This is a genomic window from Paenibacillus sp. J22R56 (genome assembly GCF_056269375.1).
On sequence record NZ_JBWDNV010000005.1, the window covers coordinates 211,676 to 237,832 of the forward strand.

Sequence of the window (26,157 nt, forward strand, 5' to 3'; positions counted from 1 at the left end):
ATACTCTCTATTATCGCTATGCGCTATTACTCAAGCGCTTAGTATACGTCTCGTTGGTAACGTCCTTGCTCTTGCAGCTGGGACAAATAAGCTGCCGCTTCTTCCGGAGATTTACCGCCATACTGGCCGATAATCGTAAGGAGTGCGGATTGCACGTCATGCGCCATATGCTTCTCGTCGCCGCATACATACACATGTGCGCCATTTTCCAGCCATTTGTACAGCTCTTCACCGTTTTGAAGCATCCGGTGTTGTACGTAAACCTTTTCGTCCGAATCACGGGAGAAAGCTACATCCAGCTTCGACAGTACGCCGTCTTTCAGCATACGCTGCCAGTCCGTCTGGTACAGGAAGTCTGTTACAAAATGTCTGTCTCCATAGAACAGCCATGTTTGGCCGCCAGCGCCCGATTCCTCACGCTCTTCCATGAAGGCACGGAACGGTGCAACACCTGTGCCTGGACCCACCATGATAACCGGTGTATCCGAGTTAACAGGAGGCTTGAAGTTCGGATTCTGCTGGATAAAGATCGGAAGCTTGTCGCCAGGCTGCAGACGCTCAGAAGTGTATACCGAGCAAACGCCTTTACGGTCACGGCCATGAGCTTCGTATTCCACTTTCCGGATTGTCAGATGAACTTCTTCCGGATGAGCGTTTACGCTGCTTGCAATGGAATATAAGCGAGGCGGCAGCTTGCGAAGCAAGTTAGCAAGATCCCCTGCTTGAATCGTCCAAGGCGCATAGTCACGAAGCAGATCAAGCAGATCCCGTCCGTTTGTATAGGCTTTCAGGTCTTCTTTATTTTCTGGTTTAACCAAGTCTGCCAACTTGCTGTTACCCGAGAAGGCAACCGCTTTTTCAAGCAGAGGTTTCGTTAATACCGTAATTTCATAATGATGAAGAAGCGCTTCACGGAGCGTTGAAGTTTCGCCTGCTTTGCCCGTTACAACCTTCTCATCCGAGTTCCAGCCAAGGAATGAAATAATCTCTTCTACTAAAGAAGAATCATTCTGTGGATATACACCAACCGCATCGCCTGGCTCATAAGAAAGACCGGAACCTTCCAGCGACAGCTCAAGATGGCGAGTCTCGCGATCCGAGCCTCTGCCGTTCAGGTTCAGCGTCTCTAGAACCTCAGCCATAAACGGATTAGCACGTGTATATTCCGATTCTACTGCTGCTGCCTGTGAAACGGCTGCTGCTCCTTGAGGAGCTGCTGATGATGCAGAAGCTGTGCTTACTGCGCCGTTAACCGAAGCAATCCAAGCAGCGGCTGCATCTTCGAAGTCAACGTCACAATCAACACGATCGACGATACGCTCAGCTCCAAGCTCAGCGAGTCTGGTGTCAAAGTCTGCACCTGTTTTACAGAAGAATTCATACGATGTGTCGCCAAGCGCCAGAACAGAGAACTTCGCTCCTTCTAACTTAGGTGCACGTTTGCTATTCAAGAATTCATAGAACGTCAGCGCGTTATCCGGCGGATCTCCTTCGCCATGTGTACTAGCCACAATAAACAGATAACTAACTTCTTTTAATTTATTCGTTTTGTATTGGTTCATTGCCGACAGCGTTACTTCAAAGCCTTGGCCTTTCAGCTTATCAGCCAAACGTCCCGCCAGTCTTTGTGAATTGCCGGTTTGCGATCCGAACAAAATCGTCGCTTCCTTCGGACCTTCAGGAATTGCTGCTGCTGCAGGAGCTTCAGCAGTTACGATTGGCGCTTCTGCCGTTGCTGCTGCTACATTACCTGCAGCATAAAAACTTAAATATCCGCTTAACCAATTTTTCTGAGCTTCCGTTAAAGTTGGGAGCAGCTTGTTAATTAATTCCGCCTGCTCGCTTGTAAACGGACTGTTCGTCACAAGAAGTTGCAACTCTATCCACCTCACATCAATCTATAAAATCCGACTTCGGTACTGTGTTTTATACTATCTTTATACTAACGCAGGCTCACGTCAGGTTCAATGTATAAGTCGAAATTTGTCTATAAGTTATTTTGTAAAATTAATCATTTTTATTTATAAAGCTGTGCGCAGGAATCCAATCGGCTTATTCTTTGCCTAATTATGGTTATACGATGCATGTTCTCCTCATCCGAGGCTAAGTCGGCTGGTCATAAATGAACGCCACACGAAAAACCCGCTAAACACATTGTTGTGTCTAGCGGGTTTTTATTATTTTGCGAAGCTATGACTGCCAATCGTCACGACGACATCCAGGCTGGACCAGAATGCCCCTTTTGTAACACGTGGATTAAAGAAATAAACAGCGTCTTCAATATTGTTTTTTCCATTCAATGCATCCTTAGCTGCCCGAAGGGCGCTTGCAGTTGGCTTTGTTTGATCAAGTAGACCGTTATGAGCTGGCGGAAACTGCTTTCCGGAATAAATCACATCATGTATCGATTTCGGGAATTTCGGGTCCTTCACACGGTTCAAAATGACATTGGCAATCGCCAGCTGTCCTTCATAAGAAGTTTTGCCTGCCTCCACCACTGAAATCCTCGCGAGCAGCGTCAAATCCGATTGGGAGTAGGCCGCAGCCGGATTATCAAGAAACGACGGGATGATAACTTTAAGCTTTACTCCTGGCTTAACTTGATCCTTACTGCTCAATCCGTTGCGCTTCAGTAGGGTCGATGCGCCGATGCCGTATTCCTTGCTGATCTCAGCCAATTCGTACTCTTCCGTTACTGCCGCACGCTCCACTTCAGTAAGTTCAGCCGTATTGGAATCGTTGTTCCAGGACAGATCGGCATGGAGCACTTCAGCCAGCTGGCGGAGTGGCACATATAGCCTGCCGTCCTCAATGAATGGAACTGCATCCATCCGATAACGGGTGTCATTGAAATAAACAACCGGTACGCCATTTCCGAAAACAACTTCATCATTTAATTCCGTATCTAAAGTTAATTCTTCATTTTCATTGTCCCAGCTTACGTTTGCACCAAGCATTGAAGCTATACTTGCTGCAGGCACATACATTCTGTTCTTCTGAACGATAACCGAATCGGACAACTTCACTTTCTTGTCATTCACCTTAACCGATGCGTTTGCTTCTGCCGCATATGCTGCTCCAGAAGAGACAACGGACACCGTTCCGATACTGAGCAATATGAGCGCCAATCCTATTATGCACTTCATAAGCTTACTATGTATGATCATATATACCTCCCTATAATTTATGTAGGTATAAAGCCCGATACGTTCATGCTTTTGGGTAATTGTACCACAGAGAAATATAAAGTTTGGATTAACATTTTCACAGAAATGAAGATAATCGCTATAAATTCTTTCATTTTTCTCATAAAAGAGCAGATTGTTTCTCATTTATTATCGATTTATACTGAACATATATTGTTTGGTCGTGAAGAACACGCCGTTTTGATATCCGTTCCCCATGAGGTGGGATGATGTCAAAACGGCGTTTTTTTATGGTAACGGCCGAACAACGATACGAATGAGATTCTAATTTTTTAAAGGATGTGTTGTTCAATTATGAAATTCGACCAAGCTTATGAAGAATGGCTGCAATCCATGATTCAACAAGAAGAGAATCACCGAAGACGAGAATTACTCGAGAAAGGGCTTGGCCATGGCACAGTCGAGTTTCTCCGTTCAGTCTGGTTCCCTGCCGTCCGCAGCTTTAATCATTTATATCCGGAGTGGGAGGTTCGCGATTTCCATAACGGATACCGCTATCTTGATCTAGCCTATATGCCCGGCGGGGAGATGAAAGGCGGAATTGAAATTCAAGGCTATGGACCTCACGCAAGAGATTTGGACGTGAGGCGCTTCAAAGATCTGTGTTGGCGGCACTGCTTATTAACGCTTGATGACTGGATCTTTTTGCCGATTGCTTATTTATCCATCACAGATGAACCAAAGCGCTGTCAGCAGCTCGTGTTTTCCTTTATCGGAAAGTTTATTGCAACCGATGTGCCAGAGTCATTAGGCTGGCTTGAGACGGAAACTATTCGCTATGCAACGCGTCTACTGCGTCCTTTCATGCCGTCGGAGCTCGCTTCTCATCTGCGGATTTCCGACCAGCATGCACGCCGGGTTCTACTCAGCTTGGTTGAACACCAACTACTTATCGTAGCCAGCGGCAGGCAGCGTTATCGCACATTTACCTTATCCGCACAATTCTAAACAACAAACGAAATTCTAACGAATCTACATCACGCTATTTGCTCGAAATAGAGGGTTCGGGAATTGTAACGAATCCTGGTATCGCTAATCCCCTTAAAAGCGTATCATTTTGCCTTCAACCAGACTAATAGCGTTACAAGTAGCTGTTTTTCGAGGAATAAGCATCTGACGATTCGTTAGCGAGGATAAGAATGACCCTCAATAAACAAAGACCCCCGGACATCCGGAGGTCTTCTTTCTAATAAAGACTATTTCTTAGGCAAGCCATTAGCATCTCTAATAAGCGAGAAGTATTGATCTGCCAAGACTACTTGATACGAAGAATCAAGTCCAGCTGTGATGTTAGCCAAATCTGTAGGCGTCATGCCCCATGCCAAAATACCAAGAGATACGAAGAGCGGCGATTTGCCATCCCATTTCGCTTTTGCATCAGCAAGCGCTTTTTTCGCATCATTTACTGAACCTACACCTAGAATGTTGGAAGTCGGCAGACCGTCAACAATATCTACTTTAGTGAAGTTATCCCAGCCGATGAAGATTCCTTTAGCATCATACTGATCGCGATAAGCTGCATTGTTCGCTTTGCTGAGCGGCAGGTTTTCACCGTTCAAGCGGTTAAGCACATATGGAATTTCCATTCCAGTCTTCTTCATGTAATCTTTTGTATTTTTCAGGAATTCCGTGAGCGATTTCTCCGGCCATGCAGCCGGGTAGAAGTAACCTGCTCCGGAAGGTCCGGCAATAATTTGATCATTCGCTGTTGCAGTGCCGTAGAAGTAGTTCAGCATAGCTGGAGCGGCGTCGTAGAGTAGCGGGCTGGATGTCCAGTTGATCGGCACCTGGCCGCGTTTCGGGTCATCCCACAGGATCCGCAGCTTATGCTCGTTATATTGAAGGTTATCGCCTTCGCTGAATGTATACGTTACATAAATTTTATTGTCCAGTTTCACCGGCTTTGGAGCTTTAGGCTTCGTAAAATTTGGTTTCGTTCCGGAGAATACGGTCAAGTTGCTGAACCAGTCCGCCGCAAGAACGTACACGCCATGATTCGAAGCAACCTCTACCCCGCTGAATTCACCTTGGAAGTCATTGCTGAACCATCCAAGATACGGTGTGCCAGGCTTCACATCGGACAAAATTTTCTCAAACAGCTCTTTCTCAGCCGGATCATTCGAATCCAGCCAGAATACCATTGCTTTGTTTGCTACAGCATAATCACGCAGGTAACCATAAGGCTCTTTCGTCTGAGAAGAGAACGGCTGGTCATTAGTCGCACTCACCTTATACTCATTCCACATCTCAGCAGACATTGTAAGCTCCTTCGTGCCTGCAGGTGGAGTGAACTTATACGTGAAATAGTTGCCGCCATCAGCAAAACGGTGGCCGCCGCTTCCCGACGATACTTGGGAGCCTTGCGGGTCGTACAGGTAAGGCTTCTCATCAGCAGTACCTGGCAGGAAATGAGCGATCGTTTCTCCGTCAGCCTTCACCGTAATTTCATGAACCGCTGCACCCCAGCCGTCCTGAGTGAACGCATCTCCGAATTTCACATACACATCAGGCTTCGCTACAAATTGAGACAAGTCAATATCATACACTTGACGGTTTTTCGCATCGCGTTCTTCCGTCTGCTCCTGTGCTACAACCTTGTATGTATCAGGTTGATTCGCTGGTGGACGTGCCGATACTTCAGGGCTGAGGCCCACGAGCATCCGGTGAGTTGTTTCTTTCCACAAATTCTCATACTGCCATGTATAAGCGTCTACCCGGTCCTTAAACTTCCCTTGCAGATCCTCGATCACTTTAAAGCCGTACGGTGCAGCTTGCAGCTTCACAGCGAGCTCAGGACTTACTGCTACACCGTCACGAAGACCAGCCAAAGTTGTTGCCACGTTCACGGAATCCGGTACATTAGGGTCATAAATGATAATGCCTTTAACTTCATTTTTATACTGCTTCAAAATATCATAATAATCATCACGCACTTTATAATCGACGTTTAGATCATTCAACCATTTGAACTTACCTTCTTCCTTGTTTTCCAGAAGGTAGATTCGAGTTTCTTTCCGGTTCACAATGCCCTGCAAAGTAGAGAACAACAGCTTTACATCTCCTGGTGCATCATAAATGTCCGCTACCTCTAGCTGTTTGCCTTGCTTGAATGATGGAAGCGCTTGATTATTTGGCCATGAAATGGCGGATCCTTGCGCCGCCGGCTGGGGCGCTGCATAAGATCCCGCCGAGAAAGACAGCGTACTGACAACAACTAAACTGATTGCCGTTAATTTTCGAATCATGTTCCCACACCTCTTATTATGAATTAGTGATGATGCATGCCGTTCGAAACGCTGACTCCCCACCTCCCAATTGTTCAGCATAGAGTCTGTAACTCACAAGTCATATTATATATATTATATATGTCATTTCAATCACTTCGACAAAAATTCCCAAATAAATAGTTCTTCCTTAAGCCATCCAAGGACTTTAGTTGCATACCTCGATCCAAGCAGCAAAACAAAAAAAGGCCTCCGAAGAGGCCTTCTTACATAACGATTAATCTTCAATTGCAGCTTTTCTGGCATTAATGCTGCGAATGACTTTAGGATCAAATTTCGCGCGGCGATCGTACGTGTACAACCCATTCACTTCCTGCTCCACATCATAAAGCTGCGTATAACAGAACCCAAACATCATCGGATGATCAAGTAAAGCATCCGTCAATCCCGCATACCGCGTAAGGAATTCATCTTCGGATTTCGGCCTGTCGCCGTAACCCCAAGACTTCTCATCCTTCTGATCCGGATTCCACCAAATACCGCCATACTCACTGATAAAATAAGGCTGCCCTTCGTATTTCTGACGGTTCGGGAATGTATTAAATACTTCGCCACCGGCCTTCATTGGTTCGTATCTGGCCCGGAACGTCTCCGGATTCTGATCATAGTCATGTATATCAAATATATCCGTTATGACATGGAAATTACCGCTTGTATCGATGACAGGACGTGTCGGATCCATCCGCTTCGTCACCTCATAAACGATACGCAGCACATCATTGTTTTGCTTGGCACCATCCCGGTCCCATGTTTCATTAAACGGACACCAGCCAATAAGTGCAGGATGATTGAAGTCCCGCTCCAACCCTTCCAGCCATTCCGGCAGGAACCGGGCTAAGCCCTCAGCTGTCGTAATATCAAGGCCCCAGTTGGCATGCTCACCCCACACCAAATAGCCCAGCTTATCCGCCCAATACAGGAAACGAGGTTCGAACATTTTCTCATGAAGCCTAGCGCCATTAAAGCCAAGCCCCATTGAAATTTCGATATCTTTACGCAGATCATTATCGGATGGGGCAGTATAGACGCCATCTGGATAAAAGCCTTGATCCAGCACAAGGCGCTGGAACACAGATTTACCGTTAATCCGAACCGCCATGCCATCCAGCTTGATCGTACGAAGCCCAAAATAAGACTGGACCGTATCCTTCACTTGTCCTTGCTTCGCCAAGTTGATCTCCAGATCATACAACTGTGGATGACCAGGCTCCCACAAGTGAATCTCAGACAAAGGAAGTGTCAGCTTGGCAATCGCTCCAGACACCACGCAGGTTGCAGTACCAACAGCTCTTCCTTCAAATAAAGCTGTTGCCGTAAGCGTTGCTCCAGCACCTTCTCCTCCGATCTGCACTTCCAGATGTGCACAATCGTTCTCCGGATCCGTAACCACTTTCATTCCTGCCAAATAAGAATGAGGCACCTGCTCAAGCCAAACAGTCTGCCAGATTCCTGTCGTACGTGTATAATCACAGCCATGCGAATAGAATCTTTCACTTTGCTTTCCGCGAGGCTGCAGCCCGGAACGCACATCATCTTCTGCACAAACGGTAATCACATTACTTCCAGCTGTAACCGCTGCTGTGATATCAAGGTGGAAAGAAGAATACCCTCCACGATGTGTACCCACAGATACTCCGTTAACCCACACTTCCGTTTCATAATCGACAGCGCCAAAGTGCAGCAGAATCTTGCCTTTCAGCCAGCTGCCTGGTACAGAGATTTCTCTTCGATACCATACAGCTGGCATGAAATCCTTATATTCCACTCCGGAGAGCTTGCTTTCTGGGCAAAAGGGAACTGTTATCTTATCAGACAACACATGGGCGGATTCCTGAAACCCGCGTTCTTTACCACTTTTGCCATGATCGATTTCGAATTGCCATTCCCCATTCAGGTTGATCCAATTAGGCCGAACCCACTGAGGACGCGGGTATTCCGGACGCGGAAAATCAAGTTTCATAAGTTAGTAAACTCCTTTGCTCTTAGCCTTTAATCGAACCAACATAGACACCTTTTACAAAATATTTCTGAAGGAATGGATACACCATCAAAATTGGCAGTGTTGAGAACACAATTGTGCAATACTTCACTAATTCACGGAATGCCGTCGCACTTGATGCACTATCGATGATAACGCCGCCGGCGCTTCCCTGTGAGGTTGCCGTAGAGTCGTTCGCTACCAGAATCTCCTTCAGCAGCAGCTGCAGCGGGAATTGATCCCGATCTTTAAGCAGAACCATGGCATTAAACCAGGAATTCCAGTTGCCGACCAAATAGTATAAGAAGATTACAGCCAAGGTAGCTTTGGACAGTGGAATAATCACATTGATTAACAGCTTAATCTGACTTGCACCATCAATAATTGCCGCTTCCTCTAGCTCCGTAGGAATGGATTGAAAGCCCGTCCGGAGCACAATCATATTCCACGTACTCAGCGCGGTAGGCAGAATCATAGCCCATAGATTGTTGTAAAGGCCGATATCTTTCATCAATAAGAACCAGGGAATTAATCCCCCGCCAAAAAACATCGTAATCGTAATGATGATCATAATATATTTCTTAAAATATAAATCCCGTCTAGATAAAACAAACGCGCCCATAATCGTCATAATCATATTAACGAGCGTGCCAAGCCCTACATACAGGATTGTATTCTTGTATCCAACTAATAGACTGTTATCTTTGAAAATCAGCTTATAGCCGTCCATCGTAAACCCAAGTGGATTTAACAATATCCCTTTGTGAGCAACCAGCCTCGCCGGATCACTGACAGACGCAAATAGGATATGGACGATTGGATACAGACAACACAAGGTTAAGAGCGCAAGTAATAAATAAATGATAATATCAAATACTCTGCTGCCAACGGAATAATATTTCATCGTACATGTATCCCCCTTCCTACCATAAACTCACGTCAGATTTGCGGCTTGCTATTTTGTTCGTCACCCATAGAAGAGCAAAGTTAACCAGGGAACTGACTAAACCAACAGCCGTGGAATAGCTTAAGCTCGCTTCTCGTAAGCCTCTCCGGTAGACATAGGATGCAATAACATCCGCCTTGTCATAGGTTAATGGATTGTAAAGGAGAATGATCTTCTCATAACTCGAAGCCATGATGCCGCCTACTGCAAAGATAAATAGGATAACGATAACCGGACTGATCTGAGGGAGCGTAATATGCCACATTTTCCCCAGTCTCCCAATGCCGTCAATATCAGCTGCCTCATACAAGGTAGAATCGATCGAGCTCATCGCAGCCAGATAAATAATGCTCGACCAGCCGATGGTCTGCCAAATATCCGAGAAGGTATAGATCGGCCTGAAGAAGGAGGAATAGCCAAGCAGAGACGTATAGTCCTTGCCCGTAATCAACTGCAGCAGTTGAGTAACGACCCCTTCGTCTTCTGTAAAAATATGAATCATCCCGCACACGACAACAAGTGAGATAAAATGCGGCATATACGTGATCGTCTGAACCAGCTTCTTAAACTTGCCGTCACGTACTTCATTTAACATCAAGGCGAGTATGATCGGAGCAGTAAACCCAAACGCAAGGCCCCAAACATTGAGGAGCAGCGTATTTTTCACAACTCTCCAGAAATATGGCCCTTCAAAGAAATCAATAAAATGCTTCAGCCCGACCCAATCGCTGTCCGCGAATCCAAGTAACGGCTTAAAGTCCTTAAAGGCAATCAAGAGACCCCACATAGGTCCGTAACAAAAAACAGCAAACCATGCAATGACCGGCACGGCCAGCAGATAAGCAAACCAGTTTTTTCTAACATCCTTCTTAATAATAAGACTTGTCTTCATACACCCACCACCTTATTTCCAGGTATGGGCAAAGCCATTCGCAAGAATCCGCGAGCAGCCCTGCCCATTCACCCTCCTGAATTATCCGTTCGTTATCTTTGGTTATAACGATCAAGCGCTGCCTGATGGATACTCAGGAACTCATCCAGACCCATTTTTTTCGCTTCGCTCAGGAATTTATCGTAAGCGCTGACCGGAAGCTGGCCCGAAATAATTTTGGCAAAATACTCACCACGCAGTGTGGACAGCTGATTACCAAGCTCGGCTTCACGGGATGCTTCATCTTGTGTAAATGTAATTGGCGGCATAGCTACGCTTGTGTCCATATTTTCCGTCCAGTACTTACGAATATCGCCCGAATAGCTGCCCTCTGCAACGATAAGCGGGTTAGAGTTATGCTCATCGCGGATATCAGGCCAGGAATGCATACGGTATTTCACAAGAGTAGTCGCAACTGGTTGACCGTCTGGATCTTTGTAGATGTTGCTCTCTGGTTGGAAATACGGCTTACCGGTCTCATCAACCAAGTGGGTCTTGCCGTATTCGCCGTAGTTCAGGATCTCCCAGCCTTTTTTGCTGTAAGCAAAATCAAGCCATGCCATTGCAGCTTCTACATCATCTGCTTGTGTTGTAATCGCAGCTGATCTGCCGGTTCTCTTGAAGTTCTTATAAGTGGTGGCTGCTTTATCGCCAGCGTTCAGCACGGGGTTCAAAGCACCTACGAAATCAATATTGTTTTGCTGCTTCCAGTAGCTCCACATCGTATCCGGGGAGTCCATCATAACAGCTGTTTTATTCGAAATGGCGCTTGCCATACGTTGGTTAAAGTCAGCAGTTGCCCAGTCACGGTTGAGCAGTCCTTCTTTATTCCATTGCTGCATAGTTGTCAGGTAATCTTTCGCTTTAGGCTGAGCTGGACCCCATTGCACTTTGCCGTCCGCATCCATAAACGTCCAATCCCAAACGCCAAATGCACCGTTAATAATGCCAGTAAAGACTTGTCCGTAGGTAGAACCGTAATTAAGCGGCTCGCTGTAACCCACTTCCTTCGCTTTCGTCAGGAAAGCATGCCATTCATCCATCGTAGTTGGAATTTCCAAACCTGTCTTCTCGAGCGCTTCCTTCTTAATCAACATGCCGAACCACATCCACTCGGAATATGGAGCAATGCCGTAAAAGCCTAGCAGCTTCCCGCTGTCTGTTACAGTTGTTTTTCTTCTTGTCTCATCGGAATTACGCCATTCCGAATAGTTAGGGGCATTCTTCTCCATCAAATCGGTCAAATCGAGGTAAGCCCCATCTTTGAGGCCCGCTTCCATTCCACCTGGATAACGTTCTGGCTCAATAATAATGTCAGGCAGCTCACCGGAGGAAATCATAAGGGTAAAGGCGTCTGCTTCCTGTCCTACTGGCGGCGTAATGAAGTTCACTTTAATGCCGGTCAGCTTCTCAACTTGCTTCTGCACAACCTGATTATTCATATCCGGGATATTCGAATCAGCCGGCAGCCATACGTCCAGCGTAACGTCCTTTTTATAAGGATAAGCCTCATAATGGCTTGGAATCTTCTCATCGTAAAGGTCACCCAGGTACGTATCATTCATCGTGTTGTTTACTTCATCCATTTGCTCCTGAGTAGGAGTTTTATTCCCACGAATCGTTTGACTAATGTCGGAGAAGGCTGCCGTTTCGGTTGTAGTCCCATTATCCGAACTCTCTGTAGCAGCCGGCTCGGATGACTCCTTCGGATCATTATTGTTGCTGCATGCACCTAGAACAGAAACTGACATTGCGGACACCAGTAACAGGTTAAGCAAACGGTTTTTCATTTTACCCATTTTAATCCCCCTGCTTTCGCTTTTTAATAGGAGTGCCAATTTAAATTGTCAACGTTTTCATATTTAAATATTAGAACTAATAAAACTTAGAAATAGTAGACTTCGCTTAAATCAAGGACTTTAGACCGATTCCAATTCACAAGAAAAGCACTTAGTTACAAAATTACTGTATCAATTAACAAAAAATAATCCTTACTCGCCTGACGGAGCTTCCAAAGCTTGCTCATCTCCTAACGGAATGCCAAAGTCTGGTGTGCCGTCCGGATGCCAATCGAATTTCTGAATACGGGTTGCACGGAACTTCGTCTCAACTCCCACTGCAGGAAGGGCATGGAATACGATCCAATCTTCCGTGTCATCTGGAGATTTCGTGAAGCTGTTGTGCCCTGTAGCATACACGCTATTTTCCACACTTTTGCGGAAAACCGGCTCCATCGATTTCATCCAAGAGGACTGCAGCATGGGATCAGCCTTCTCATCCATCGTTAACATCCCTAACGCATAATCCTCCGACCATGTCGTGCTGGCTGAATAGATGAGGAACACCCGTCCGTTCCTTTTCAGAATAACCGGACCTTCGTTAATGGCCATACCACCTTGCTTCTCCCAGTCCAAAGTTGGAGCTGTGAGTAACGTCTGCTCTCCCTCTAACGTCCATGGATTAGTCATTCTCATGATATAAATCGCTGATCCATAATCCGGAAAATGCCCATAACCAGCATACAAGAAGTAAAGCTGGTCATGCATGATCAGCACGGAACCATCGAGGCCTGGAACAGGAGTATCAAGAGCGCTCTTCCATACCCACTCGCCTTCAAGCGGATCAGCCTCCGTATTCTCGAGTACACAAACTCTTCTTGAATCATCGCCGCCGCCATCATTAGCTGTATAGTAGATGTACCATTTGCTATCCAGATAATGAATTTCCGGTGCCCATAGGTTGGAGCTATACCGTCCGCCTTGCTCCGGTGTCCAAATCGTTTTTTTACGCCCCTCTGCAAGTCCTGTCAAACTAGCCGATTGTGTAAGTTCCAGACAGCCCCCTCGTGTACACATGAAGTAATAATAGCCGTCTGTATGCTTCAGCACCCACGGATCGGCAGCGCTTGCAACAACGGGGTTGAAGAAGTTTTTAAGTTGTGTCATTTGCACTCTCCTTTACTTGCTCCCTCATTGCATCTTACATTTTCTATTATCTAGGAGATTACCCTTTGCCAACAATTACGAAAGCGCTTTACTTTTTATTCAAAAAAAGGAATAGCCAAATCGATTTCGTCGGTCGAAAAAAGCCGTCTCAGAAGAGACGGCTTAATCGTTAAGCTCTTTTTGATTTGTTTTTACGCCATTCAAGCGGGGTAACACCTACTGATTTTACAAAAAATTCATAGAAGCGGCTGGAGGACGTGAACCCTACCTCGGTTGAGATCGATTCAATCGCCTTATCGGTCTGCTGTAGCAGCCGTTTTGCCTCCTGCACGCGAAGATTGATGATATATTGCTTGGGAGAAATGCCGATCGCTTCCGTAAACTTTTTCCGCAGATTACTTTCTGATAGAAAATATCTTGATGCAAGCTCATGCACCGTTAAGCTGCTGTAGAACCTGGAGTGAATCTCCTTTAATACCTCTTGCATGATCGTCTGATCCGTCTTGTTCCCGGTGGACTGCGTCTTATTTGTCTTATACCGCTGGAATAAGACCAGCGCCGTTTCGAAAGCAATCCGCATAATATTCTGGGAATCGATGCTCACATGATCTGATTTCCACTCATTCTCCAGCTGCAGAATACTCATCTCCGCCCAACGAGTGTCTTCTTCACTAAGTTTAATACTATGAATTCGGTTAGACTCATAACCGGAATGAAAGAGATACTGGCATTGAACCGGAAGCTCATTTTGAAAAAAATGAATCGAAACCCCTCGCCAAGGCACGGTACAAACAAAACCGTGATGAAGTCCAGGCGGAATTAAAATAAGGTTACCCGCAGTTACTTTCATATTTTGTTCTGGAGAGCTGTAATACCCTTCCCCTTCCAATATGAGCGTTAACTCATCATAATCATGTGAATGCGAAATAAAGATCCCTTCTCCATCAATGGCATGAAAGGTATGCGGCTTAAAACGGTCAATGCTTTTAATAAAACTTTCATTGCACGGTTCCATCTTCCATCCCCCTTTAGGTTGAATGCTCCGTCATCTCATCTTCGTGTCCCGCCATGTACAACTTTTCCGGCCTTCACCTATACCATTACGCAATTTCGAAAAAAAAGAAAGTACTTCATTAGTTAGAAGTATAGACAAAAATAAAGGACTATCCCATATGTCATTTAAAAATGACCATAGAATAGCCCATTGTTAAACTAATTTTTACAAAAGAACGTTCTCTACTTCCTTCAGCACCTTCAAGTACGCCATTTAGCCGCTATTAATTCATTGAACGGAACTAACTTTTTAATCCGGTTAGAGTGATTCCCTCTACGAAATACTTTTGACCTATAAAGTAGAAGATGACACCTGGAGCAAACGATAAGCATGTTGCGGCCATTGTAAGCGACCAATCACTTTTTAATTGGCCTCTAAAGTTGGTTAGTCCAAGTGCAATCGTATATTTATCGCTCGAGTTAATGTAAATCATCTGTTGGAGCAAATCGTTCCATAACCCTATGAAGATAAACAACGCGACGACAATCATAGCAGGTCGGATAGCCGGCATAATAATGCTGAACAAAATGCGGAAGTACCCGGCACCATCGATCGTTGCCGCTTGATCGAGTTCTCTTGGAATGGACATAATGAATTGACGGATCAAAAAGATATTAAAAGCGCCGCCGCCACAAAAATAAGGCAATATCAATGGCCAGTAGCTGTCATGAATTCCTAGTCCACGCGTCCATCCGATGTACAGCGGAATGAGCGTTACCATAGCAGGCAAAAGCATGGATCCCACACATAGTGCCCAGATCACCGTTTTCCCCCGAAATCTCAACCTTGCAAAAGCATATCCACACAATGTAGCCGTAAAGGTTCCTGCCAGACAGGAGGGAACGATAATCACCATCGTATTCCACAGGTATTTCCAGAACTTAAATATCTCTAGTGTCTTCTCATAGTTGGAAAACAACCAATTTTGCGGTAATAGAGAAGGGGGATATTTATAGATCTCGGCATTCGTCATAAGAGACGTGCGGAAAATCCACCAGATTGGAAAGAGCGCTAAAATGGTAAATACAAGGACGACGACAATCGTTAAAATGTTCATCATTCGGTCCCTGCGTTTTTTGCTTTTTAGTCTGCCCCCGTATGCTGCTACACTCATTTGTCGTCCCCTCCTTCATTATAAATCCATTTGTTAGACGTCTTAAACAATATGGCAGTAAAGGCCGCAAGAATGGCGAAAATAATGAAAGTAGTTGCGCAAGCATAACCTAATTTGTAATTGACAAATGCCTGATCATACATAAGATAAGTCATGAATCGGGATGAATTACCTGGACCGCCATTCGTCAAAGAAAGTGCTGGTGTAACGACTTGAAGGTTTGCGATCAGACTCATCAATAGATTGTAGAAGATAATCGGTGTCATGCACGGTAATGTGATATGACGGAAGCGTTGCCAGCCGTTCGCTCCATCCATTTCAGCTGCTTCATGGTAAACTACGGGAACGTTTTGAAGTCCAGCCAAAAAGATAACGATCAAGTTGCCTGCTAGCCAAACTGATATTAACGAGAGTGAAGGAACGACATAGCTGGAATCGGCGATAAAGAGAATTTTTTTCAGCCCAAGTTCCGAGAGAAGATAGTTGAAAAAGCCAAAATTCCCCTCATAGAGCCAAGACCATCCTACGTAGATCGCTGCAGCAGGCAAAACATACGGCACATAGAATACAGCTCTGAAAAAACCTCTTGCGGGAATTTTACGATTCAGCAGCAGTGCAATAAACAGCGAATAGATCATACTGCCGATTACCGACAAAATCGCAAAATAAATCGTCGCGATAATGGAATCTTTAATATAAGGATCCGTGGTAAATAGCTTGACATAATTATCAAAACCGATGAATTCGGGGTTTTTCAAGCCAGTCCAATTGGTCAAACTAATGCCTAACACTCCTACAAGTGGCAAGTAAGTCAGAAAGATTAATCCTAGAAAGGCTGGAATCAAACAAATATAAGCTACGCGTGCCTCGGCTGAAAAAATACGGGAACGGCGCTTTTGCGGTTTATTAATGGTTTCCATTTCTCGCTCCCCACCTCATGTTTAAAGGATGACCGCCGCTTGTGTTGATGGCGGTCATCCTTCCAATCTTTATTATTGATTGCCTGTATGAGCGGCCTTCAAAGCATCAAGATTTTTGGAGATGGCGTCCTTAGCAGTCGTTTTCCCCGTCCATACATCCCCCAGAACGGATCCTAGCAAGGTGTTGAATTCCGTTGTATTATTCGTATAGAACCAGGAAGCAGGTCTTGCTGCGGAAGATTGTGCATAATCAACTACGGCAGACTTATATTCTTCGTACGGTGGGAAGTTTGGATTTTCGACCCATTTGTGAGTCAGTGTTTCGTCCGTATACCATTTCTCCAGCGTTGGCATCCAAATACCCGATGAGATAAGTGCCCAGTTATTTTCTTCAGAGTTATACCATTTCAGCCATTCCATTGCTTCTTCTGGATGCTTGGATTGAGAAAATACAACATTGGCGCCGCCTGTATTAAGAGTAACTTTATCCTTCATGTAAGGCAGAACAGCTACGCCGTAGTTCAGACCGGCCTCCTTCGCCGTATTTAAGCTAGTTCCCACATTCCATGCACCATTCGTTGCCATAGCGACTGTACCTGCAATAATGGTACGTTGAATGCCATCATCGGTCTGTCCGACGGACAAAGGAGCAACATGATCTTTTAAGTACAGATCAGCAACTTTCTGAATGGCTTCGATGCTGGCGTCTTCCCCAACCCGAACCTCTGTACCGTCATTGGCATAAAAACCTCCGCCGTTACTAAGCGTCCAAGTTTCCAACTGCCACGGGAGATTTTCTACAGATGCACCGTACTGAACGATGCTTTGGGAATCGAATCCATCCTCACCAGGATGTTTTCCTTTTTTATCGTTCGTCAATTTCTTGGCCGTCTCTACGAATTCGTCCCATGTCCATGCTTTATCGAGTGCGGATGGTGGATAAGGAACGTTCGCTTTGTCAAACATGTCTTTGTTATAGTAGAGTAGGAGGATTTCATTTGCAGCAGCGTAGGCTACGGTTTTGCCTTCATATTTGTAAGCCAGGCTATCCAGCGGCTTGCTGTCGCTTCCTTCATACATAGAGCTTACATCGTTAAGCATGCCTTGAGAGGACCATTGGATAACGCCATCCTCTTTTAACATGCCTGTATCGGGTAGTTGATCTGCCGTTGCAAGCGTATTCAATTTTGTCATGTAGCTTTCCCAAGGAATCGCTTGCACTTCCACTTGAATTCTGTCTTGGGAGGCATTAAATTTGTCAGCCACCGATTGTGTGGTATTCCCTTCTTCCGCACTTCCCCACATCGAGTAGATAATTTTAACCTTTTCAGCTTTGGAAGACGACTTTGCAGGTGCTTTGGTAGCATCTGTTCCGGGTGATGCTGTATTTGTCTCTTTATTTCCGTTGTTTCCATTGTTTCCGCAACCAACGACACTCATTACCAATGCAGCCGATACAAGACCTACCCCAAGTTTCCTTCCCGTTTTCATTGACCCCGATCTCCCTTCAAAATTCGCTTTAATTTATATGTCTAACCGTCTGACTCAAACGCTCAAAATCTCCACGCTTTAGAGTTAAACGTTTAACATTGAACCCACTCATATTGTGCCATTTTTAATGAAGGAACGAAACCGATTATTTCAACCTGTTCTTTTCATATTTCAACCATTGAAAAGGCTTACAGAACAATTGAATCGGTTTTACTTGACCAAACCGCTTGTTTTTGGGTTAAAGTTAAACGTTTAGCAAAATTTCAATCTCGTCTGGACTAAGCAAGCTATTAAGGATATCTTATTCCAAATTTTATAATTTTTCAACCATTTAAACAAAATCTACTAATTAAATCCGACATCCTTTCTATAGCCTCTTCCCTATGGAATAACAGAGCAAAGAACACATTCTGCAGGCGAGTTGCCGCTGCAGTAATGTGTTCTTTATTTTACGCTTTGAGCATTCTGAGAATGACCGTAACAGCCTCTGCACGGGTTGCAGGTGCATTTGGAGCAAATTGATTATGTGTATTTCCTTTCATAATACCTAACTCCACTGCTGCCTTTACAGATGGGATTGCCCATACCGGTATCTTATCCAGATCAGCGAACTGTAACTTAATAGTGGAGCTTGTTTCTTTAGCAAGTGCACGTACAATGATGGCTGACATTTCTGAGCGAGTAATCCATTTGCTTGCCCCAAATGTATTATCCGCATAGCCGGTAATCAGCTTTGCTTCAACCGCTGTTTGCACATAAGCTCTCGCCCATACAGGAATCTCTTTACTATCTTTAAAGGTCAGACCTTTACCGTCACTTGTCTGGAGCTTCAAAGCCCGAACAATCATCGTTGCAAATTCTGCCCTGGTTACTTCCAAATTCGGCTTGAAGGTTGCATCCGAATAGCCGGTAACAAAGCCCAGACTAACAGCTTCATAGATCGAAGCTTCTGCCCAGTGTCCCTTAACATCTTTGAAAGTCAACAAATTGGGATCATCAATAACCGTTGCCGTTACTTTAGGCTCTAATTCAACCATGTCCAGCTTCGAATCAACAAGCTTTATATTGCTAAGCTTAATAGAGGTTGTCCCAGATCCAATACGTTTAAAGGTTATCGTGGACAGCTCCACGTCCCCTTTCTCACCAGCAATCTCTCCCATCTTCGTATGAGCAATCCGGAGCGTATTTGAGTTGAGGATAGGGTCTACGGAGAACCCTTTAATCGCAGTTTCCGCTTTGCTAAATGCAAGTATTTTCTCATCATAGGATAATTCAAAATCATAAGCGTACATATCCGTCAGTCCATGACCCATAATAGCCAGCTTAACATCTTTACCCGAATAACTAAGCTTTAAGTTGAACGCGGCATTTGCCTCTTTAGCCATAACAGTCCCCTGCGAAAATCCAATAACCAGGATGACGATCGACAACAGCATAACTAACTTTCGTTTCAACATGCGTATCATCCCTTCATAAACGATGGAGGAAGGCGCTTAAAGCGCCTTCCCTCTTAAGTCCACGTTACCGATTTATTGCTGTAACCAATTCCCTATGATCATACGTGCTACTGCTGCTAATTCAAGGATCGTAATCTCATGATTATCGAACAAATCTGCCTTCTCTACGATATCCCAACCAGGTTGATCTTTCTTAACACCGTAATATTTAGCAATGATCGATAGATCCTGGATCGTAATGGATGTCGCTCCAGGCACAAGAGTAACAATCTTCGAAGCGAATGTTGATATAGCTTCATTTAATGTTACTACCGCTGCATCAACCATCGACTGTGAGGTCCCATTGCTGCTCTTCACGTTGTTCGCTGCTACAATGGCTGCTTGAAGATTCGTGATTGCAGCTGCTGGATATTGACCAATTTTGTCACCAGCTGTTGCTTTCGTAAGTTTAGCCTGAGCAGCAGCAATCGCTTGATTTAAGGCTCCCAAATCAACGGAAGGCGTAGTCGTTGGATTCACGCTGGCTCGGAATGTGCTCAGTGCTGTCGTTAATGTCGACACAGCCAAGTCCACATCGGATTGCGTTACCGTAGTACGATCACGAACAATAATTGCAGCATCAATCGCAGCTTGAAGTGCAGCCTTCGTACCCGTTGGATATTGGCCCGGCGCTGATCCTTCTACTGCAGAGCTTAATGCTTGCTCAGCATCTGTAATGGCTGTATTCAATGCCGCTTTATTGATAAGGATAATCGAACCGCTAAAGACGGTTACTGCATGATCTAACGCTTCAAACGCATTAACAACGTCAGTTTGTGTTGCTGCTCCATTTTGCACCACTACTGATGCACTATCAATTGCAGCTTGTAAGATGGCTTTGGAACCGATTGGATATTGACCCTCTTGATTTCCTTCAATAGCCGCATCGAGGAGTTCTTGTGCTGCTGCAATCGAAGCAATCAATGTCGTCTTATCCGCCTGCACAATTTGTATGTCTACCGCAGCCAGAGAGGTGTCTAGTAACGTATAATGGCTCTCGTCTCCGACCATTTCCTGCTTGGTTACGGCAACATTTGTGGTTCCGGCAGTTGCATCCGCCTTGGCATTGCCGTGAAGAACAAATAGTTCGCCGTCACCTGTTAAGAATGTTCCGGTGATTCCCATAATAATCAGGATGTCTCCCGTTTCCGGCTTCACAGCTGTCTCAAGAACTTGGAGTCCATTCCGCGAAGAAGTAATGGAACCCTCATCCAAGACGTTGACACCATCATTGAGTGTAGTAGCAAACGTAATCATAGCCGGATCATACTTTAACTCCACGCTTATCATATTAAAGTCATGAGTCAATCCGGCAACGCCAACCGGAAGGTTAATCGATTGACCCACAACCACTGGTGATGAAGGACCGCTAATGGTGGCCACGGCATCCCTTATCTCCCCTTTCGGAATCACAACTTCCTTATCAGGGCTGGCATTTAGAGAACCAGTTTGCATATACCGGACAAAATACGTGCCGGCGCTAAGGCCAGTAACCTCTGCTCCCGTAATTGCGGTATATTGTTCGGCGCCTTCCTTCTTGTACTCCATTGCCGATGTCACGCCAATGAGTTTTCCGTCATTTCCATTAAATATGGTCGGCATAACCCCTGTTGGTGTTGTTGGTGCAGGCTGATTCTGATTAATCACCGCTTGGGAAACTTCCCATTCCCATAAGCCAACACCATTGCCATTCCGGGCTTTCTTTGTCATCGTAACACGCAGTGATTTAACCTCCAGAGCCGGGTCAAACCCATATAGATTGGAGGAGCCAACCGGTGTAGTAAGAGCTGTGATTCCAGTGGTAATGGTCCCTGCCGTTACCCATTCATTCGTTTGGCTATTCATCGGGATGTAGGAATACGTTAACTTTGTAGGCACTTCTATGCCCCCATTATCCGTCCACAACATCAGATTTGAGCCTTCGATTGTTGCGCCTTGCGGCCAATCGTATTGCACCCATTCTTCAGAGCTTGTATTGCCCCACGAACCCCAATGCGGGTTGCTAGTGGAAGTTTTTAAACCGTCATTTACCGCAGGGAGACTTTCCCATGACGAAGTGAAGTTGGCGGAGAGACTAGCTGCATACGCCATATTCTTATCGCGCGGACTCAAGAGACGCAGATCTGCCAGCAGCTTCGCAATAGCCTGAGCAACATCCTCTTCTGTAGCTTCCTTGTTACTCATTACAGCGGAAGCGCCTGCCTTGGCATCAGCAATCGGTGCAAGACCTTGATCGACGAAGTTCGCAGCTTTTAATGAATTTGCAAAGTTAATAACCTGAACCAGCTTCGACTTGTCTGTCCCTCCCGTATATCCATTTACCTTCCATTCCAGAATACCGATCCCGACGGTGACAGGTTTCATGTCAAGCCGAGCGCCGGTAATATAGGCAGGCTCAAATGTAGTCGTGTTGTATTTATTCAATGCATTCCCAAGTCCTGTTACTCCTCTTGGTATGTACCAATTCCCATCCGCATCACGAAGCTGAAGCTTCATATCCGTAGGTTGGAAATTCCCGCCACCGTCTCGGAAGACATATACATCCAATGAAGAGGCAAGGAATGGCTCATCCCATTGATACATAACCCATGCTGGTTCTCCTTCTCTTCCCCAGTTGTGCCATGCACTGTTAGCAGCACCTTTGGATGCTGAGAAATCCGATGAGCTTTTTGGTTCGTTACCATTATTCATCGCCTCAGGATATCCGTCACCACCAGAGAAACTGGCTGAAGGTTTCGCCGTGAGCGCGTTGTTCTGAGCTTGTGCTTTCACGACATATACCGTGGCACGTACCTTCAATTCGCTGTCTACGATATTGCCCTCGACTACGAATTCACCTGCTTTCGCGTAGCTGGCTGGGTCAATCTCATTCCAATTGATCACGCTTGTTTTATATCCGTCATCCAACAGAATATCCATCTGTGCAGGAAGTGTTGGAGCCGTGTTTATTTGCGTCACAACGCTGAGTGCCTTGTAGGCACCATCGGCGTCTTTGGAGATATTAATCGTTACATCCTTGCTGGACGTCTTGCCTTCATCAGCCGCTGTAAAGGTAAACACATAGGTGCCTGCCTTACTTATGCGGGCATATGCATTTGCTTTGTCGCCACCCACAAAAGCAACATCCGCTGCGCCTTCCGGCTTTTGCTTCACCGTCCACCTATACGTCCATACGGGATCAGATACCGCGCTGTACACCGGATCCGGAGTTGCCTTGCCGGATAATACGAGAATACTGCTATTCGAAGCATCCTGGACCGCAGTCACTTCGCCAATGACTGGAGGCTGTTTTTCAGGTGGAGCAGCTAGCGAGAAGGTCAGTTCGTTTGAAGTGCTCTCTTGCCCGTCAGCAGCGGTGAGTCTGACCGTATAAGAGCCTTCTTTGGTACCGTTTGCTCGTGTGACGGTTGACTTAGGATTGGTAAAACTCAGCTTGCCGCCTTCCGGAGTGCTGACAACTTCCCATTGGTAAGTCAACGTGCCATTTGGTGCGCCGTCATCGGTTACACTTCCGCTCATCACAAATGGAATCATCGCCTGTGGGTTTTGCGTCGTCAACTCTGTAGTAACCTTCGGCGGTTGATTTTCACCCGTATCTGCCTTTTCAATGGTCAATACAGCCGATTGCGCACTGTTCATTTGGAACATTGCCGTACCTTTATTGTTCTGTACATAGAACTGTCCGGCATCTTGATCATCAAGTTTCATTGTATAATAGCCGTTCTCTAATCCTGCCCCATCGAAATCAATCTTTGAAGCGTGCTCGCTTTTAGCAAGATTCGAGAGTTGCAAATGAAAGGCATTACCGTCTTTTTGAATCTCGGCGCTCTCGATTTTATCGCTTTCCGAGACCAGAAATATTTTCTCATCGATAAGGTTGATACGTTTGCCAAAACCGTCCTTTGGTGTGATATGATAAGTGCCGCCTTCGTCAGTGACCAAAGCACCATACCCGAAAAGACCAAATACCGGATCGGTGACAATATCAGAACTGATACGCAGCAGCGAGCCATAGAGTCCTTCTTCTGATTCGCCGGAAAAGTCCTGCCAACCGTTGTTCATAACGCGAGTACCGCCATCGTTTACGTTTTTAGTACCCGTCCCACCCTTTTGGGCGTTATATCTCCAAGCGATGCCGCCTACTGACTGTGCCGAAATCTGTCCCATATTGACGGCATTGAAATTTGAAATTTTCGCCGCATAGTTGCGCTGTTGCGCGACAGCAGTCTGTTCCTCGGATCTTCCATCATCCTCATAGCGGAGCCAGTCATCCATAATGGATCCTGCCAAAGACGCTGTATATTGGAAATTCCACCAGCCTTCGCCGGCGCGGAATACCGGTACGGAGTAATAGTACCAGGTAGGCTGAATGCCACGCATTGCACGAGTCTTCAAGTCATCCATTCCCATGCTTTTCAAGGCTGCGGCTGCCCGCGCGTCTTCAGCGTAGTAAGTGCGCAGCGCCTTGGCTGCGGAATAAGCCCCTTCTTCGCCAGTATTGTCATATTCAAATTCCGACCCATAAGGATAAGTAGCGTTTGTCACGTTCCGACCTTTTGTTTGGGCGAATTTCTTCTTCAGATTCTCATATTCAGTCAGCATTCCCTCTTCTTTAAGTGCCTCGATCATATCTGGTATCTGCTGCTCACCATAGAATCCAGTTGCTCCGCTGGAGACACGGTTATAGTAGATGCCGTAGGCCTTTTCCAGATAGTATTGCGGCGTTTCACGATACTCTACCAAATTGGGATATGCCTTTTGGATCCGATACATGTTGAAATAGCCAGTAGATTCCATCATTTCGGAAAACGTCCGTACATAAGGTTTTTCTGAATTCGTATAAACACCTGAATCTTTCAGGTAGTTCGCAACCGTAAAGCTGTTCTGCGTATCTTTCATATACTTTTCCCACATAAAGTCGATCAGGTAGTTTTCAATGGATTTAATTTCATCAGGATTTGGATCAAGAACATTCTTCATCGTCATGAAGTTGATGTTATCATGGCTCCAGTCATCTCCCCAATGGCTGGTCGTCGTGTCAAGGCCAGTTGTAAGATACCAGTCACGGTAGATGCCGTAGGTAGGACTATTCGGGTCCTTATCCTGCGTTTTATCTACCATAAATTCGGAGTGAGCTTGCGAAGTTTGATCAAGCTCTGCAAGAATATTAAATTCAAACTGAGTAAACTTATCCGTTTGTTCCGTTCCGGACTTCAGCTTATAATTCACACGAACGCTGTTATTGCCGATATTGCCAAACTTCAGTGAATAGATATGATGCTGTTCACCGTTAACAACCTTGGTTTCTACAAACTGTACGGATTCTTCATATCCCGGGTTCCCATCAGGATGTCCACGGCCGGCGCGGGAATTGTTGACCATTTTGTCTCTGGTCTGGCCGGCCTTGATATCCGGAATATGTGCTGCATCAAACGGATCATTCTCGTCAACAGCCTGAATATCTACTGACTGTACGTCAATGAGGCTGTCGTCATAATGCAAATCCAGCTTGACAGGCATATTGATTGCAGCCTGGAAGCCGGGCAACGCAACGGCATCAATCATACCTGATTTGTACAGATTGGAGCGAAGGTTAGCTTCACGGTCTTCCATAGAAGTAGAAGCATTATTTGGACTTTGAGCATTTACTTGCGGATCGTTGTCGCCTCCGCGTACCGCTGAAAATTTAAACTTGTATGTTTTTTGCTCATCCGGCGCCAAAACCAAGCTGGTGGCATCGGTAAAATAGCCACGGCCGGTTTTCTGTATATCCTTGGAGTGAATATATAGAACATTCAGCCCCGGGAACCAGCCGCCGCTGTCTCCAACCCAGTTGGAGTAAAGACTTCCGTTGCGAAGTTCACCCGTGTCTCCCAACCAATAATCAACATATTCAATGCGTGCGCCACTTTCCGGTACTGGGGCAAACATCATGAAATTCCCTTCACCGCTCGTTCGGATCGCATAGGAATATCCACTGTCGGCACCGGCAAAATTATGTACCGTAACCCGGTTGTCATAGGTATCTGATACAGATTGATATTTGTTATTCCAAGGCATCGGCAAGCCGATATCACCAAATTCCATATATTTGCTGCTTTTGTTTTTTAACGTGATTTCCCATAGCATCGATCCATCATCGGTATCCATATCAAATACAGACTTCACGTCAAACCCCTTCATCACCCGAGCAGCTGTGGAATCAAGATTCTGTCCAATAAAGTCGACTTCCACTTTCTTGCCGTCTGATGAAGCTTCCTTCGCAAAATATTGGTTAGTAGGATTGATAGCCGTATACTTGGTTGATCCGCCAGCTGCCAATGTTTTGTTTGTATCCACTTCTACAAAGCCAGTCCTGTCGTTAGGGAATTGCTTGCTGTCACCGGTACGGTAAGAAAAAATCATTTCGCCCATCCATTGGTGCTGGACGTCGTTTTGTGGCGACGTATTGTTGGGCAAAACAAAATTGATAGGTTTGCCGCTTTTGTTTGTTGGGTTGTTTTGGATAAACAATTCTTCAATCTGCCCTAAATCACCGACCTTGGCAGAAAGACTAGCATTGGAAATACTATTCGTTGCTGCGGCTGCCGAAGGCACCGCGTTAACCCCCAAGGGCAGCACTTCGAAAAATAACACAAATGCAGTAGCCAGTGACATCAACTTTTTAGTCGTCGTTTTCATCTTAACCTCCAGTTTACTTTTCGTAGTCTTATCCTGGTGATTGCCTCCAATTAAACGTTTAGATTTTAAGTTTTATGGCAATGACTTTCCGCATCTCATCCCATAAATCCC

15 protein-coding genes are annotated in these 26,157 nt (G+C 45.5%); 1 reads left to right on the forward strand and 14 read right to left on the reverse strand.

Annotation, left to right across the window (positions count from 1 at the left end; genetic code table 11):
- Positions 1-38: 38 nt before the first annotated feature.
- Positions 39-1,877 (reverse strand): assimilatory sulfite reductase (NADPH) flavoprotein subunit, encoded by a 1,839-nt coding sequence (locus tag AC0YNT_RS13940; RefSeq protein WP_475805138.1) that lies wholly within the window; start codon positions 1,875-1,877, stop codon positions 39-41.
- A gap of 300 nt (positions 1,878-2,177) precedes the next feature.
- Positions 2,178-3,167 (reverse strand): cell wall hydrolase, encoded by a 990-nt coding sequence (locus tag AC0YNT_RS13945; RefSeq protein WP_475805139.1) that lies wholly within the window; start codon positions 3,165-3,167, stop codon positions 2,178-2,180.
- A gap of 333 nt (positions 3,168-3,500) precedes the next feature.
- Between AC0YNT_RS13945 and AC0YNT_RS13950 the strand changes: the two genes are divergently transcribed.
- Positions 3,501-4,154, forward strand: coding sequence for a transcriptional regulator (locus AC0YNT_RS13950; protein WP_475805140.1), 654 nt, complete (start codon positions 3,501-3,503; stop codon positions 4,152-4,154).
- Between the two features lie 248 nt (positions 4,155-4,402).
- Here the strand turns inward: AC0YNT_RS13950 and AC0YNT_RS13955 are convergent, their stop codons facing one another.
- The 12 genes from AC0YNT_RS13955 to AC0YNT_RS14010 all read right to left on the reverse strand — a co-directional run bounded on the left by AC0YNT_RS13955 (position 4,403) and on the right by AC0YNT_RS14010 (position 26,046).
- Positions 4,403-6,451, reverse strand: a complete 2,049-nt coding sequence (locus AC0YNT_RS13955) for a GxGYxYP domain-containing protein (RefSeq protein WP_475805141.1) — start codon at positions 6,449-6,451, stop codon at positions 4,403-4,405.
- A 256-nt stretch (positions 6,452-6,707) separates the two neighbouring features.
- On the reverse strand, positions 6,708-8,450 hold the full coding sequence (locus tag AC0YNT_RS13960) for a glycoside hydrolase family 2 protein (RefSeq protein ID WP_475805142.1): 1,743 nt from the start codon (positions 8,448-8,450) through the stop codon (positions 6,708-6,710).
- Between the two features lie 22 nt (positions 8,451-8,472).
- Positions 8,473-9,372 carry a carbohydrate ABC transporter permease gene (locus AC0YNT_RS13965; protein WP_475805143.1) on the reverse strand — a complete coding sequence of 300 codons (900 nt, stop codon included), beginning with the start codon at positions 9,370-9,372 and terminating at the stop codon, positions 8,473-8,475.
- Between the two features lie 19 nt (positions 9,373-9,391).
- Complete coding sequence (locus AC0YNT_RS13970; RefSeq protein WP_475805144.1) at positions 9,392-10,306, reverse strand: ABC transporter permease; 915 nt, start codon at positions 10,304-10,306, stop codon at positions 9,392-9,394.
- Between the two features lie 92 nt (positions 10,307-10,398).
- A complete protein-coding gene (locus tag AC0YNT_RS13975; protein ID WP_475805145.1) occupies positions 10,399-12,144 on the reverse strand; it encodes an extracellular solute-binding protein in 1,746 nt (581 codons plus the stop codon).
- 192 nt (positions 12,145-12,336) lie between these two features.
- Entirely contained in the window at positions 12,337-13,290 is a 954-nt protein-coding gene (locus tag AC0YNT_RS13980) for a glycoside hydrolase family 43 protein (protein ID WP_475805146.1), read from the reverse strand.
- A 169-nt stretch (positions 13,291-13,459) separates the two neighbouring features.
- The gene (locus AC0YNT_RS13985) at positions 13,460-14,305 is read right to left on the reverse strand and encodes a helix-turn-helix domain-containing protein (protein WP_475805147.1); all 846 of its coding nucleotides are present in this window, start codon (positions 14,303-14,305) and stop codon (positions 13,460-13,462) included.
- 280 nt (positions 14,306-14,585) lie between these two features.
- Positions 14,586-15,458, reverse strand: a complete 873-nt coding sequence (locus AC0YNT_RS13990) for a carbohydrate ABC transporter permease (protein WP_475805148.1) — start codon at positions 15,456-15,458, stop codon at positions 14,586-14,588.
- Entirely contained in the window at positions 15,455-16,378 is a 924-nt protein-coding gene (locus tag AC0YNT_RS13995) for a carbohydrate ABC transporter permease (RefSeq protein WP_475805149.1), read from the reverse strand. Before AC0YNT_RS13995 ends, AC0YNT_RS13990 begins: the two co-directional genes overlap by 4 nt.
- 72 nt (positions 16,379-16,450) lie before the next feature.
- On the reverse strand, positions 16,451-17,869 hold the full coding sequence (locus tag AC0YNT_RS14000; RefSeq protein ID WP_475805150.1) for an ABC transporter substrate-binding protein: 1,419 nt from the start codon (positions 17,867-17,869) through the stop codon (positions 16,451-16,453).
- Positions 17,870-18,318: 449 nt separating this feature from the next.
- The gene (locus AC0YNT_RS14005; protein ID WP_475805151.1) at positions 18,319-19,326 is read right to left on the reverse strand and encodes an S-layer homology domain-containing protein; all 1,008 of its coding nucleotides are present in this window, start codon (positions 19,324-19,326) and stop codon (positions 18,319-18,321) included.
- 72 nt (positions 19,327-19,398) lie between these two features.
- Entirely contained in the window at positions 19,399-26,046 is a 6,648-nt protein-coding gene (locus AC0YNT_RS14010) for a DUF5695 domain-containing protein (protein ID WP_475805152.1), read from the reverse strand.
- Positions 26,047-26,157: the final 111 nt, after the last annotated feature.

Excerpts from the sequence above, each read along its gene's own strand:
- AC0YNT_RS13945 (WP_475805139.1), bottom strand. The coding sequence starts at position 3,167 with ATGATCATACATAGTAAGCTTATGAAGTGCATAATAGGATTGGCGCTC.
- AC0YNT_RS13950 (WP_475805140.1), top strand. The coding sequence starts at position 3,501 with ATGAAATTCGACCAAGCTTATGAAGAATGGCTGCAATCCATGATTCAA.
- AC0YNT_RS13955 (WP_475805141.1), bottom strand. The coding sequence starts at position 6,451 with ATGATTCGAAAATTAACGGCAATCAGTTTAGTTGTTGTCAGTACGCTG.
- AC0YNT_RS13960 (WP_475805142.1), bottom strand. The coding sequence starts at position 8,450 with ATGAAACTTGATTTTCCGCGTCCGGAATACCCGCGTCCTCAGTGGGTT.
- AC0YNT_RS13965 (WP_475805143.1), bottom strand. The coding sequence starts at position 9,372 with ATGAAATATTATTCCGTTGGCAGCAGAGTATTTGATATTATCATTTAT.
- AC0YNT_RS13970 (WP_475805144.1), bottom strand. The coding sequence starts at position 10,306 with ATGAAGACAAGTCTTATTATTAAGAAGGATGTTAGAAAAAACTGGTTT.
- AC0YNT_RS13975 (WP_475805145.1), bottom strand. The coding sequence starts at position 12,144 with ATGGGTAAAATGAAAAACCGTTTGCTTAACCTGTTACTGGTGTCCGCA.
- AC0YNT_RS13980 (WP_475805146.1), bottom strand. The coding sequence starts at position 13,290 with ATGACACAACTTAAAAACTTCTTCAACCCCGTTGTTGCAAGCGCTGCC.
- AC0YNT_RS13985 (WP_475805147.1), bottom strand. The coding sequence starts at position 14,305 with ATGGAACCGTGCAATGAAAGTTTTATTAAAAGCATTGACCGTTTTAAG.
- AC0YNT_RS13990 (WP_475805148.1), bottom strand. The coding sequence starts at position 15,458 with ATGAGTGTAGCAGCATACGGGGGCAGACTAAAAAGCAAAAAACGCAGG.
- AC0YNT_RS13995 (WP_475805149.1), bottom strand. The coding sequence starts at position 16,378 with ATGGAAACCATTAATAAACCGCAAAAGCGCCGTTCCCGTATTTTTTCA.
- AC0YNT_RS14000 (WP_475805150.1), bottom strand. The coding sequence starts at position 17,869 with ATGAAAACGGGAAGGAAACTTGGGGTAGGTCTTGTATCGGCTGCATTG.
- AC0YNT_RS14005 (WP_475805151.1), bottom strand. The coding sequence starts at position 19,326 with ATGTTGAAACGAAAGTTAGTTATGCTGTTGTCGATCGTCATCCTGGTT.
- AC0YNT_RS14010 (WP_475805152.1), bottom strand. The coding sequence starts at position 26,046 with ATGAAAACGACGACTAAAAAGTTGATGTCACTGGCTACTGCATTTGTG.